General features: G+C 60.1%; 11 protein-coding genes and 1 pseudogene. 10 read left to right on the top strand and 2 right to left on the bottom strand.

Annotated features, from left to right (window positions below; all coding sequences use genetic code 11):
- The 9 genes and pseudogenes from VIM98_RS06620 to VIM98_RS06580 all read left to right on the top strand — a co-directional run.
- Positions 1-1412 (top strand): annotated as a pseudogene (locus VIM98_RS06620) (glycoside hydrolase family 2); the annotation flags it as partial.
- A 16-nt stretch (positions 1413-1428) separates the two neighbouring features.
- A complete protein-coding gene (locus tag VIM98_RS06615) occupies positions 1429-2436 on the top strand; it encodes a LacI family DNA-binding transcriptional regulator (RefSeq protein ID WP_331992310.1) in 1008 nt (335 codons plus the stop codon).
- A 26-nt stretch (positions 2437-2462) separates the two neighbouring features.
- Complete coding sequence (locus VIM98_RS06610) at positions 2463-3308, top strand: sulfotransferase (RefSeq protein WP_331992309.1); 846 nt, start codon at positions 2463-2465, stop codon at positions 3306-3308.
- Positions 3309-3750: 442 nt separating this feature from the next.
- Positions 3751-3957 carry a dodecin family protein gene (locus VIM98_RS06605; RefSeq protein ID WP_331992308.1) on the top strand — a complete coding sequence of 69 codons (207 nt, stop codon included), beginning with the start codon at positions 3751-3753 and terminating at the stop codon, positions 3955-3957.
- 37 nt (positions 3958-3994) lie between these two features.
- On the top strand, positions 3995-4792 hold the full coding sequence (locus VIM98_RS06600; protein WP_331992307.1) for a universal stress protein: 798 nt from the start codon (positions 3995-3997) through the stop codon (positions 4790-4792).
- Positions 4793-4803: 11 nt separating this feature from the next.
- The gene (locus VIM98_RS06595) at positions 4804-7419 is read left to right on the top strand and encodes a cation-translocating P-type ATPase (RefSeq protein ID WP_331992306.1); all 2616 of its coding nucleotides are present in this window, start codon (positions 4804-4806) and stop codon (positions 7417-7419) included.
- A 69-nt stretch (positions 7420-7488) separates the two neighbouring features.
- Positions 7489-8325 (top strand): universal stress protein, encoded by an 837-nt coding sequence (locus VIM98_RS06590; protein ID WP_331992305.1) that lies wholly within the window; start codon positions 7489-7491, stop codon positions 8323-8325.
- A gap of 345 nt (positions 8326-8670) precedes the next feature.
- Positions 8671-9108 (top strand): universal stress protein, encoded by a 438-nt coding sequence (locus VIM98_RS06585; protein WP_331992304.1) that lies wholly within the window; start codon positions 8671-8673, stop codon positions 9106-9108.
- Positions 9109-9166: 58 nt separating this feature from the next.
- Positions 9167-10570, top strand: a complete 1404-nt coding sequence (locus VIM98_RS06580) for an MBL fold metallo-hydrolase (protein ID WP_331992303.1) — start codon at positions 9167-9169, stop codon at positions 10568-10570.
- Positions 10571-10713: 143 nt separating this feature from the next.
- On the opposite strand, the gene VIM98_RS06575 is transcribed toward VIM98_RS06580, so the two are convergent.
- Positions 10714-11475: a universal stress protein gene (locus VIM98_RS06575; RefSeq protein ID WP_331992311.1), complete on the bottom strand. Its 762-nt coding sequence runs from the start codon at positions 11473-11475 to the stop codon at positions 10714-10716.
- Between the two features lie 138 nt (positions 11476-11613).
- On the bottom strand, positions 11614-12189 hold the full coding sequence (locus VIM98_RS06570) for a GNAT family N-acetyltransferase (protein WP_331992302.1): 576 nt from the start codon (positions 12187-12189) through the stop codon (positions 11614-11616).
- Positions 12190-12395: 206 nt separating this feature from the next.
- Here VIM98_RS06570 and VIM98_RS06565 point away from each other — a divergent pair, with 206 nt between their 5' ends.
- The gene (locus VIM98_RS06565) at positions 12396-13634 is read left to right on the top strand and encodes an MgtC/SapB family protein (RefSeq protein ID WP_331992301.1); all 1239 of its coding nucleotides are present in this window, start codon (positions 12396-12398) and stop codon (positions 13632-13634) included.
- The last annotated feature ends 149 nt before the right edge of the window (positions 13635-13783 follow it).

Here is a 13783-nt window from a genome sequence, read left to right as displayed (position 1 = left end):
CCGGCGGCGCCCCCTGGGACGATGCCGATATGAAAGTAGCGGCGGACTCGATGGCTACCGAGGCGCGGCTGCTGCGCAATCGCCCCTCGGTGATCGGCTTCCTGATCGGCAGCGACAATCCGCCGCCGCCAGCCGTCTCGAAGCTTTATGTCGATACGTTGCGTGCCGCCGACTGGTCGTTGCCGATTATCTCGGCAGCCGTTCCCAAGGGCACCCCGGAGGCGGGGCCCTCCGGCCTGAAGATGGACGGCCCATACGATTGGATTCCACCCTCTTACTGGTACGCCGACAAGCTGGGGGGAGCGGTCGGCTTCGATTCGGAGGTCAGCGCAGGCGCGGATATTCCCCGCCTGGAAGATGTGCAGCGCATGCTTTCTCCGCAGGAACAGGAAGCTCTATGGAAATACCCCGAAGCGAGGCAGTTCCATGCTTCGGCGGACTGGTCGACTTTCTCTGTACTGACGCCTTTCGACAAGGCACTGGCCAACCGCTATGGCGCACCGACCGGCCTGGCCGATTACGTCGCCAAGGCTCAGCTCGATAACTATGACAATGTCCGCGCGCAGTTCGAGGCATTCAATGCGCATATGGATGCTGCCAAGCCATCGACCGGCGTTATCTATTGGATGCTCAACAACGCATGGCCTTCGCTGCACTGGCATCTGTACGACTACTACATGAACCCCGCCGGCGCTTATTTCGGTGCCAAGAAAGCCAATGAACCGGTGCACATCCAGTACTCCTACGATTCCCATGACATCGTGCTGGTCAACCACACACTCGACGATGCCCGGGGCCTGCAAGCAAGCATTCGTGTGCGCAATATGGACGGCAGCACACGCTACGAAAAACGCGTCCAGGGCATCGACCTCGCCGGCAACCATACGCGGCTGTTGATGACGTTACCGGCCATCGCTGATCTGTCCCCGACTTACTTCATCGAGCTCGACCTCGCCGGTTCCGACGGCAAGCCGGTCAGTCGCAATGTTTACTGGCTGTCTACACGCCCGGATACGCTCGATTGGGCGCATTCGAACTGGTACCTCACCCCGCTTACGCAGTATGGAGACCTGACAGCACTGAAGTCACTGCCGACCGCGACTAGCGAGGTTCATGCGACGACGCGCCGCGAAGGCAGCGACGAAGTCACCACGGTTACTCTGTCGGTGCCCGCCTCCTCCAAGTCTTTGGCACTGTTCCAGCATGTATCGATCAGGCGTGGCGCACACGGCGATCTTGCGCTGCCGATACGCTGGAATGACAATGACATAACGCTTTGGCCCGGCGAGTCGACGGTCCTAACCGCGCGATACGAAGCGCAGAGGGGGGCCGCTACCGTGGTCGAAGTCAATGGATGGAACGTTCCAACCCAAAGCGTTCCGGCTGGCACCTCACAGGGAACCGAACACTGACGACGCAGAGGCTTCCATGTCGCGCGTGACCATCAACGACGTCGCTCTTGCCTCGGACACCTCGAAAAAGACCGTATCGCGCGTCCTGAACAATGAGCCGAACGTACGCGACTCCGTTCGGGAACGCGTACTTGCTGCCGTTGCGGAACTCAACTATCGCCCGCTTACCTCGGCACGCAGCCTAGCTACGAATCGATCCTTCATGATCGGCCTGCTCTATGACAACCTTTCGCCAAGTTACATCATGGAAGTCCAGGCCGGTGTGCTCGAGGCTTGTGAGGCAAAGCAATACAGCATGATGGTACAGCCTTTGGTTTCGACGGCGCCGGATTTCGTCGAGCGTGTCGATAGCATCCTCTCGCGCCATCAACCCGACGGGCTGATCCTTACGCCCCCCATCACCGACCACGCAAAACTACTCAATCATCTGCGCCAGAGCGAACTTCCCTTTGCCTCGATCGCTCCGCGCCATTCCAAAGGCTGCATCGGCGTGATATTGCGCGAGCGCGAAGCGGCGGCAGCCATGGTCGACCATCTTGCCTCACTGGGTCACCGCCGCATCGCACATATCCTTGGCCCTTCGAAGCATGGCGCGGGCGTGTGGCGCCTTGCCGGATACCGCGACGGCTTGAAGCGCGCGGGGCTGAAAGAGAACCCGATCTATATGGTCCAGGGTCAGTTTTCCTTCGAGTCCGGTGTGGCAGCGACTCGCCGCCTGCTTGCACTGAAGCAACGGCCAACGGCTATTTTTGCGGCTGACGACGATATGGCGGTCGGCGCGATCTGGGCGGCCGCGGAGGCTGGTGTGTCGGTTCCCGACGAAATTTCCATATGTGGTTTCGACGACACGACGATTGCCACACAAGTATGGCCGCTACTGACCACCGTTCACCAGCCCGTGCATGAAATGGGCAAGCGAGCCACCGAGGAGCTGCTCCTTCGCGTGCTTGGAAAAGGAGAACCTCGCATGGTCGAGGTTGGCTACGAAATGCGCATACGTGCATCGACAGCACCTGCACCTTGAAACCCATCGATCGGAGAAAACTCCACATGCCTCTCGCACCAGACGTTAGCAACCCGACACGGAAGTTCCACTTCATTTCCGGGCTGCCGCGCTCCGGCACGACGTTGCTTGCGGCCATCCTCAGTCAGAATCCACGCTTCCGCGCAGGCATGACCAGTCCGCTCGCCGACATCATGGGCGTGGTGATGGCTGAAGCGAGCAGCAAGAACGATTTTTCGTTCGATGTCTCCGACCAGCAGCGCATCGCGCTCTTGCGCGGACTGGTCGAGAACTTTTACTCGGTCGAGGCTGACGCAGGCGTAGTGTTCGACACCAGCAGACTATGGTGCAGCAGGATGCAGTTGCTCAACACGTTGTTCCCCGGAGTGAAGGTCATCGCCTGCGTACGGCAGCTGGCCTGGGTACTGGACAGCATGGAGCGACTGGTACAGAAGCAACCGGTCAGTGTCAGCAAAGTGTTCCGCTTCGACACCAATACCACCGTCTACTCCCGCGTCGAAGCCCTGACCGATCCGAGAGGCATGGTGGGTTTTGCCTACCAGGCAACCAAGGAGGCGTTTTATGGCCAGTACGCCCAAGATCACCTGCTGATGCTGACTTACGAAAGTCTGGTGCGCGATCCGGTGACGGCGCTGCGTGCGGTTTATCGATTCCTTGGCGAGCCCTGGTTCGAACATGACTTCGACAACGTCGAATACAACGCCGACGAATTCGATGCACGGGTAGGCATGCCCGGCCTGCATTCGGTCCGGGCCAAGGTAGAGTCGATCGAACGTCAGCCCACCCTGCCTCGGGATATTTTCGGTCGCTTTGCCAATGAAGCATTCTGGATGGACCCGAAAAACAACGTCAACCAAGTACCCATTGTATAAAGGTCATTCTCGGCGATGCGCAGCCCAGTGAGCCGGGCATCCGCAGTGAACTTACGAATATCGAGGCTGCATAGGTGCTTCATGATCGCCAGGGACAAGGGCTTCTCTCTCGAAGCCTCCCCCTGTAAACAGGGAGAGGCACGCCTGGTGCGATGCTTGCTGGTAAATACATCGAACGACACGATGTTGCTCATTGCAGCTCCCCCTGCATGATGTTGAAAGGTCGATATGGCCCGAGCCACCGTTAGTGTGGCGTACTCGTTGGATAGGTCCAGGGGAATTGCCAACCGGCTGTCCCGCAGAATAGCGACCGCAACCGGGCCGCGCCAAGCCGGTGCTTTACACCAAGCGATGTTCGAGCCCGATCAGTTGATATGGATCAACGGAGCCCCTCGCCAAACGCCTATCGTGAGAGTCCCTCCCAACGCCGGGACCCTCGCCCATGAGCGACATAGCCAAAATCGTCGAGATCAACGCCGCCTCGACCGAAAGCCTGGAAGAAGCCGTTCGCGACGGTCTTCGCAAGGTCGCAAAGACGATCAATAACATCCAGGGCGCCTGGATCAGCGACATCAAGGTCGTCACGACTCCGGGCGGCGATATCGAAGAGTGGCGCACCTGCCTGCGCGTGACCTTTCTCGTGGACTGACTGCCAGCCGCTGAGCGCCAGCATACAAGGAGGCGATGTGATAGACCTGCTCGTCGATATCGACGCAAGCGCAAATAATGCCGCACTGCTGCGCTATACATTTGCCTTGGCAAAGCGTTGTGGCGGACACGTGACAGGCGTGAATATCGTGCGCTTGGACGCGGCACTGTTAGCCCTGCCCGATCCGCTTGAACTGATCGATCAGGAAGAACGCCAGGCGCGCGAGCGCGAGCCCTGGTGGATGCGGCAGTGCGAGGCCAACGGCGTAAGCGGCGAATGGGAGGTTTATCGAGGTTTCTACGAACACACCATGGCACGCCGTGCGAGCCTTACGGATATGGTCGTCGGCCGATTGATATCGGCCGAGTCCAAGGTCATGCCACGCTCATGGCTGCTTGGGCGTACCCTGCTGGCGGGTTCTGCACCCGTTATTCTCGTTCCGGACGGCTGCCTGAAAGAACGTGGCGCCCACACGATCGTCATCGCCTGGAATGGATCGATCGAAGCCGCACGCGCCGTCAAAGCGGCGCTACCGTTACTTCTCCAGGCAAAACGGGTCATTGTGCTCGACGGAGAGACTCAAGAAAGCGATACCCGCCCTACAGCGCTCCGTCTGAATGCGTGGCTCGTCAGGCACGGCGTTGTTGCAGACTGGGAAGCACTGGTTTTCATCGACGATCCAGGCCATGCCATTTTGGCACGCGCCCTCGAACACAATGCGGATTTGCTCGTCATGGGAGCCTGGAGTCATTCACGCGCGCACGAAGTCATCCTCGGTGGCGTGACACGGCATGTACTCCAGCACAGTCGCGTCCCCTTGCTGCTTTCTCATTGAGACAGCTGCCCGTGTCCTCGTCCAGTCCGCTATCGATGCCTCCCGCCGATCGCACGCCTGCTCGTAATCGTTCGCTCCGGCCTTCCGGCCTTGGCGACGACGAGGCCGCCGAGCGGCTGAAGAAGAGTGGCCCCAACCTATTGCCGTCAGTCAAGCACAAAGCGTTATGGCGAATGATTGCCGAAGTACTCGCCGAGCCTATGTTTCTTCTTTTAATTGTCGCCGCCGCGCTCTATTTTCGCCTCGGCGATGCTGCAGAGGCGATCTTCCTGTCCGGCTCGGTCGCCTTCGTTGCGACACTCACGATCGCTCAATCCAGGCGCACACAACGAGCCCTGGAAGCGTTACGCGACCTCGCCGCACCGCGTGCCCGAGTCATTCGGAATGGAATCGAAAAGCATATCTCAGCCGCGGAAGTGGTTGTCGACGATGTATTGGTTCTCGGCGAGGGGGATCGCATCTGCGCCGACGCGAAACTGCTGGACGGAAGCCTGTCAGTGGACGAATCGCTCCTTACGGGCGAGTCGGTACCGGTAGACAAAAGCCAAGTGGAACACGATATCTCATTATCCGCTGGCACCGTCATTACCCGAGGGACCGCAATCGCCCAGGTGACGGCAACCGGTAGCGCCACTGCCATGGGACGCATTGGGCAGGCCCTGTCGACGACGCAGGAACCCATCTCGATATTGCAACGCGACTCGCGGCGACTGGTATGGATATTCGCCGGCGCCGCCCTGCTTTTCGCGTTTTCCCTGTTCGTCCTGCAGTGGCTATTGCAGGGCCATGGACCACAGGAGAGCCTGTTGATGGCCATCGCGCTTGCTATGGCGATCCTGCCCGAGGAGTTTCCGGTCGTCCTGACCATTTTCCTGGCATTGGGGGCATGGCGTATCGCCCGCCGCGGCGTGCTGACGCGGCGTGTCGCTTCCGTGGAGACGCTGGGCACCATATCGGTACTAGCCGTCGACAAGACTGGAACACTGACGCAGAACGCCATGGAACTGGCGGAACTGGCAATGAGTTCGGAAACCCATCGAACCGCTGACGGCCCGATGCCTCCCCAATTCGAGCCCTTGCTTGTCCATGCCTTGATGGCCATCTCGCCGCATACGTTCGACCCCATGGAAAAAGCCATTTCAGCCTATGCGCGACAATGGCTTCCTCCTGAGGCGCAAGCCGCAGCGTATCGTCCGTTCGCCAGGACATACGAACTCACCCCGGCATTGATGGCCATGACGCACGCGTTCGTACGCGAAGCAGGCGAAGGTCACGACCTTGCTGCCAAGGGAGCACCGGAAGCCATCTTGGCCCTCTGTAATCTTCCTTCTAAAGAGCGGGCCGACATCGACCGAAGGATCCAGGCGCTGGCGGCACAAGGTTTGCGTGTCATCGCAGTGGCCTCGGGCCAGTGGGACAGCGGTGAATGGCCGGACAGTCAACGCGACTTGAAGTACCGATTTCTCGGTTGGCTGGCGTTCCGCGACCCACCACGCCCGGACGCCGCGGCGGCGGTTTCCGAATGCCTGCGCGCTGGCATTCGCGTCATCATGATGACTGGCGATCATCCGCAAACGGCGCAGGCCATCGCCGCCCAGGTCGGCCTGGGTAATCGTGGTAATTACATTACCGGGGACGAGATCGATACCTGGAGCGATCGACAGCTGGCCAGACGTCTTGCCGACGTGACCGTATGCGCCCGCGTCCGTCCGTTGCAAAAGCTTCGTCTGGTCAGGGCATTCCAGCAGTTGGACCATGTCGTTGGCATGACCGGCGATGGCGTCAACGACGCGCCAGCGCTGAAGGCGGCTGATGTCGGCGTCGCCATGGGGCGCCGGGGTACCGATGTCGCACGCGAGGCCGCCGCACTCGTGCTGCTCGATGACAGCTTCTCCAGCCTGGTCTCGGCGATTCGCCAGGGGCGATTGATCTACGACAATATCGCTAAAGCAAGCCGATTCATCGTGGCCGTGCACGCACCGATTGTAGCCCTGGCGATCGTCCCCAGCCTTTTGGGCTGGCCAATGGCATTGACTCCGGTAGCCATCGTAATGCTTGAAATCGTTATCGACCCGGCATGTTCGATTGTCTTCGAATCTGCGCACGCATCCGGTACGCTCATGACACGCCTGCCACGAACGAAGGAGGAGTCACCTTTCTTCGGCGGGAATCTGTGGACCGGCATCGCTCAAGGCACCGGCATAGCAGCCGTCCTGACTGCGTCTTACGCCTTGATGAACATCATGGGTACAGCACCGGATGTAGCGCGACCGGCCACTTTTCTGTCGCTCGTTTTCAGTGTATTTCTGCTTGCATTAGCCAATCACGACACGGCACGGCCGTTCAGCCGGGCAAGCTTCGCCGGCAATCCTAGACTCATGCCGCTTCTCCTTAGCGTATTGGCACTGATGGCGGCCATTCTGCTGATTCCCATCCTCAGCTCCATGCTTGGCTTTGCTAACGTTTCGCCACAAGCACACCCCCTGGCGGCACTCATTGCAGCGGTGTCGGGCGGCTGGTTGGCGCTGCTCGCGGCAATACAACGCCTGAAAAACCTGCCGCAAGTCCGCAGCCCTCGTGCCCTGATCGGAAAAACCCATCACCACGACAAACTTCGCCTGGATTGACCCTGATCAAGACCGCGGAGGCTGACCGACTGTTTACTGCGTTGAAACAACTCGCGTGCGGAGTCACATATGTTCAGGGATATTGCTGTGCCCATGACAGGTGGCAGCTATGATGACTATGCCTTGCAGGCAGCCCTCTCGCTATCGGCGCACTACCAAGCCAAATTAGCCGCGCTGGAAATCGTCGAGCTCCCCATGCCTGCCTACGATACCTGGGCTCTGACTCCCGACCCAGGGACAATGGACCTTTATGACACCCTGCGCAAATCTGCCGAGGAGCGAAGCGCTCGTCTGCGCCAGCGGCTGGCCAAGGAAAAGGTCGTGCACCGTATCCGCACGGTTGAAGCTTTGTACATAAGCGCCTGGGACGCAGCGGCGCGCGAAGCCGTCTACGCCGACCTGATCGTCGTACCCGGCTTCAGTCGCAAGGAGGAAAAGCGCACAGCCCACGCAAACGGCGTCGCGTCACTGCTTATCGAAGCCGGCCGGCCGATTCTCGTCATACCCGAACAGGCATCGCTGGTCTTTCCGCTTAACAAAGTCGTCCTTGCCTGGCGATCCTCCAAGGAGGCAAGCCGGGCCCTGCACGACGCCATTCCCTTGCTACGCGACGCCAAGTCGGTCGATGTGCTGATCTACGATGAAGATCAGGGAGCACCAGGAAAAGAAAGACAAAACAACTTGATCGGGCATCTGGCCGCCCATGATGTCAACGCCAAAGCCATCGTGCGAAAGTCACGAGGTATCGATATCGGCAGCCTTATTCTTTCGCACGCAGAGAAGGTAGACGCCGATCTTGTCGTCGCCGGCGGCTACGGTCACTCGCGTTTTCGCGAGTGGGCATTGGGAGGCGTTACGCGAGAGCTTCTCCGTAGTTCGCGCATTCCCTTACTCTTGTCTCATTAACCGTCCGGCGGTACCCAGCCTCGCGCGGTATCGAGTCATGTTTGTCATGGCAATACACCTTCGTTCGCACGTGTAGACAGCATTTTTGAAAGGCCTCGCTCGCCGTAGCTCGATCGCGCGGGCTTCATCGGCAAGCCTAAAGGGTAGTCGCCATACTTGTTGACGCAGATCAACAGAAGACCCGGCACGACTCATTTTCGTCGCTGCGACGCGACACGTTGATCCTGATCAAGGGCTCCTTCGGGCATGGAGCGCAAGCTCATCGGTACCTTATCGCCGGCAGAGAACTGGTGATCGATGGCGGCCATAGTTGCCGTCGATCGGGCAACCTCGAGGAGAAAGTTCATGTTCAAACACATTCTTCTACCCACCGATGGGTCGGAATTTTCGCTGCATGGGGTGAAACTGGGAATTGAACTGGCACGCACGTGCGGCGCCAGTGTCTACGCCTTGCATGTCATCCCGCCGTTCCATACCTTCACCTATGTCACTGAGATGCTTGCGGCAACCGAAGCGAGCTACATGGAAGCGGCCGTAGAGCGCGCCGAAAATTACCTTGCCGAAGTACGCGACATGGCAGCGAAAGTGGGGATCCCTTGCGATAGTAGCCACGCGGTTAGCGACGTTCCGAGCGATTGGATCGTACAGGAGGCGCAACGACGCCACTGCGACCTGATTGTCATGGCATCGCACGGTTGGCGCGGCTTTACCAGGCTGCTGCTCGGCAGTGAAACGCAGAAAGTGTTGTTGACAAGCACCGTACCCGTGCTGGTCTGCCATTGAAGCAGACGCTTCAACCGGCGGTTGCGACGGGCCGCATCCAGGCATGGAGGTAATCAGCGTGAGTCCACGGATCAGCTACAGTGCCCACGGCGCGGCGCGGCAGGTCACCGGGTCATGTCATCTTGTGACCTATGGCGACCGGCGCATATTGATCGATTGCGGGCTGTTTCAAGGCGGTGCCGATTACCACGATCTGAACTACGAGCCCTTCGGTTTCGAGCCGGAAGACATCGACGCGCTGTTGCTTACCCACGCGCATCTGGACCACTGCGGCCGTATTCCACGCCTGGTGCGCCAAGGATTCCGTGGCCGCATTCTGGCCACTGCCGCTACTCGCGATCTGGCCCGGATCGTGCTGCTCGATGCCGCCAGGCTGCAGGAGGAAGATGCCGAGCGCGCCGAACGTAGTGGTCGGCGACGCGGAGAATCGATCAGAGGACCGTTATTTACGCTCGACGATGCGTTCCATTGCCTGGATTACTTCGACACACCGATGGCATACGGCCAGACAATACCCGTAGTTCCAGGGGTGACGGCGAAATTCCAGGACGCAGGCCATATTCTAGGCTCGGCATCCATCCTCCTTACATTGAAAGAGCACGGACAAGACCGCACCCTGCTGTTCTCTGGCGATCTTGGCAATCCCGGCCGGCCCATCCTGCGCGACCCGGCGCCTGCTCCCGATGCCGATTATGTGGTGATGGAAACGACATACGGCAATCGTCCACATCGCTCCCTGCCCGACTCCGTGGACGAGCTGTATCGCGCTATCCGCGAAACCTTTGCACGCAGCGGCAATGTGATTATTCCCACGTTCGCGCTCGAACGGGCGCAAGAAATCCTGTATTACCTGCATCGCGGCGCGATGGACGGCAAGTTGCCCGAGCACATGCCGGTGTTCCTCGATTCGCCCATGGCCATCTCAGCCACCGAAATATTCCGCCGGCATTCGGAGTGCTTCGATCGGCAGTTCCTGGACCAGCTTCGCGAAAGCGACCCATTCGCCATGCCGGGCCTGCGCTTTACGCGCGATGTGGCGCAATCGATGGCAATCAATCGTATCGAGAGCGGCGCCGTGATTCTCGCTGGATCGGGCATGTGCACAGGCGGTCGCATCCGCCATCATCTAAAGCACAATTTGTGGCGAGAGCGCTGCAGCGTAATTTTTGTCGGCTATGCTGCCGAGGGAACGCTCGCCAGGCGGATCGTCGACGGAGCCCAGTCTGTACGCCTCCTTGGTGAAGACATCCAGGTGCGCGCTCAAATCTGGACCATCAACGGCTTTTCCGCCCATGCCGATCAACGAGGCCTGCTGGATTGGCTGGGGCGAGCCCCTCGACGCAAGGTGCTGCTGGTCCATGGCGAGTACGACCGCGGCATGGCAGCAATGCGAGATGTACTGCATAGCCGGGGAGTTGCCAGCCAGATTCCTGACATGCACGAATCGATTCCATTGGATTGATCAGAAATATCGAAGCCTTCCGCCCAGGTGAGCGACTGAAAACACGGAAACTTTCGCGACGGAAGCCTTCAAGCCTTACGAGGGGCGCTAACCGCCCGTACAAAGAGGCCATGCTTTCGAAGAGCCGGACGAGAAGGCTTTGTTCAATGCTGCATCAACACGGGCAACGTCGCCTGACTCAACACCCGGCGCGTGGCTCCGCCCAGGATCCGTTCGCGCAATCGCGACCGCCCGTAAGCGCCCATCACCAGCAGGTCCGCTCGCATGCGCTTGACTTCATGCAACAGTGCATCGCCCGCTTCGTGCCCGGGGACCTGGATGCGGCGCCGCGTCGCGGCAATGCCGTGGCGCGACAAGTGTTTCAACGGATGGAAATACGGCATGACTTTGCCGTCATCTTCCAGCACCGGCGCGGCACCGTCCACTACAACCACTTCCCGGGCCAGCTTCAGAAATGGCAGCGACGCATGGATAGCGCGTGTCGCCTCCAGGCTGCCGTTCCAGGCCAGAGCCACACGCTCGAAAGCCAACTCCCTGCTCCAACCGGGCGGCAGCATCAGGCAGGGTTTACGGCAGCCCAGCAAGCCCTCGCCAAGCAGATCGAAGCCATCATCGCCTTCGCCGATATCTCGCTCCAGCACGATGAGGTCATGCCAAGCTCCCAATTGGTGCATCGAACGCGCCAAGCCGGTCTTCGTAGCCATCCAGGTCGCCCCTTGCACGCCACAGCCATGCGCGAGCGTCTCGAATGCTTCGGCTTCGCCTTCCACATCTCGCGGTATTTCCAGCAACAGCGACAGTACCGTGGGTTCCGCATCGAGTCCACGTAATGTGCGTAGCGCGGGGTCCACGAAGCATCCCGTGACATGACTGTCCCAGGACCTGGCCAGCGCGAACGCTGCCATCACGGCGGGACTCCAAGGTCCTGTTGATGTCACAAGGGCCAATATCTCGGCAGGAAAGTGGCTTGCCTCTCCGCTTATGGTGTCAGGCAACTGCGTATCGTCCGGGCGCCGCGAATGAAAGGTCATCGGATGCTCCAGTCACAGATCCAGTACGTGCGTCACGCGCGCAGGATCGTCGGGGGATAATTCGCGACGAAAACCGAGAAAGTGTGCCAGTTGGCGCATCGATTCGTTCGATGCATCGTCGATAGAAAACATGTGCTTGAAGCCGTTCCCACGAGCCACGTCGATCAGATGGCGCATCAACAGCACCCCGAGGCCGCGATGCTGCCAGTCGTCAGCGACGGTCACAGCACATTCGCACTGCCGATCGTCAGTGGTTGCCGCATACCGGCTCACACCTATCTCGCGCAGCTTTCCGTTCTCGTGCACAAGCGCAACAAAGGCCACCTGTCGCGGGAAATCGATCTTCATCATCTGATCGATCAGCGCCGGGCTTGCCTGACGAAAATCGCCGAGGAAGCGATAGCGACGTGTCTTTGGCGAAAGGCGGCGAATGAAATCCTCCTCCCTTTCCCTGTCTTCGGGGCGCAATGGACGGATCAACACAGGCGTATCGTCCTGCAACCGATCGATCCAGTGAGTTCCAGTAAGCAGATGAGGAAAGCTATCGAACGCCCCCTTGGCGGACTGTTGTGACGCACTCGTAGTCATGGCGTTGACCCTGCGGTAGGAAATCGGTACTGACCTGGGTGAAGCCGATTCGGTCCCCTCCTATGTACGCCCGGCCTGCTCGCTCCGATTTGACGCCGGTCAAATACACGGCACATTCCATGCCCGGCTCGAACCGCTTGACCTGCATCAACAAGCCACCAGCGGTGCCGCACTAGGCTAAATGCGCGCTCGTACCGTGGACTCCTATGCTCCCTATCGACACCATCGGCCTGGCCTTGGCGCTAGGCATCGGCTTGCTGGTCGGGCTACAACGCGAACGGGCCAAAGGACGAGCGGAACGCACGCCAGGGGAACCCGGCGTGCGGACCTGTATGCTGCTAGCCCTGGCCGGCGCAGTGGCGGACAGGCTCGGCCCATCGGCCGTCCTGGCCGCGGGGTTGGGCGTTGCCATGCTGCTTGCCATGAGCCGCTGGCAACGTCACGCCGAAGGTGCGGGCCCTGCGGCAGAAGTCACCATGCTGGTGACCTTCCTGCTAGGCATGCTTGCCCTGCACGCGCGCGAACTGGCCGGCGCCCTCGGTGTGACCGTCGCCGTCATATTGGCCAGCAAGCAACGCCTGCACGTACTGGCCAGACAATGGCTTTCAGAGCAGGAACTGCGCGATCTGTTGATCCTGGCCACCGCTGTGTTCGTGGTGCTGCCCTTGCTCCCCGACCGTGCCATCGACCCGTGGCAAGTACTCAATCCTCGCAAGTTGTGGTTGATGGCTGTGGCGATCATGGCGATCGCCTCGCTGGGTTACATCGCCTTGCGAGTATTCGGTTCGCATTTCGGACTGGGCCTCGCCGGGCTGGCTGGCGGTTTTGTTTCCAGCACCGCCACGATCGCCAGCATGGGGGAACGGGCGCGCCTTTCGCCGCAGCTCGCCGCGGCGGCGGCCAGTGCGGGCCTGATGTCCAACGTCTCCACGGTGGCACAACTGGCTGTCGTGCTGGGAGCGATCTCCCCCTCGTTGCTGCGCTACTTGGCACTACCGCTTGTCGCCGCGGGAGCGGCAGCGCTTCTGGCTGCCCTGATCTGCAGCCGTCGTCTGCTAGCCGATCATGATCAAGTCCGTGCGCTTGCCGGCACACGCCCGTTCGAGCCGCTCGCGGCTATCCGCTTCGTTGCCTTGCTCGCCGGCGTCATGTTGCTGGCAGCCATGGCGCGCGAATGGTTGGGCGCCGGTAGCATGGCTGGCGTCATGGCCTTTTCGGGCTTGATCGATGTCCATGCCGCCGCCGCATCTGCAGCTCAACTGGATGCCGTGGGCCGTATCGATCGTCACGACGCACTGATCGGCATTCTCGCCGCCCTGGTCGCCAACTCATCGCTGAAATGCATAGTAGCTTTCATCAAGGGCACCCGGCCCTATGCATGGCGCATAGCGCCCGGCATCGCCGCCATGGTGGCGGCCTTCGGCCTGGTCGCATGGCTGAATTGATATATCTGTTGCGTTGGTAGGGATGGGCCTTGACACCCGCTCGAGACTCAAAGGTTTTCCAGGGCTGCGGCCAGAACCGCAGAAAGGTCGATACGCGACGTTGCCCCTGGCACACTGTCAGTCGTGACCACGCCGAGCACGCCTGCCGC

Origin of the sequence: Dyella sp. (assembly GCF_036568765.1) — a bacterium.
Lineage (GTDB): Bacteria > Pseudomonadota > Gammaproteobacteria > Xanthomonadales > Rhodanobacteraceae > GSA-30.
Note: the sequence above shows the minus strand (reverse complement) of the source record. Positions and strands in the feature narration are given on the sequence as shown.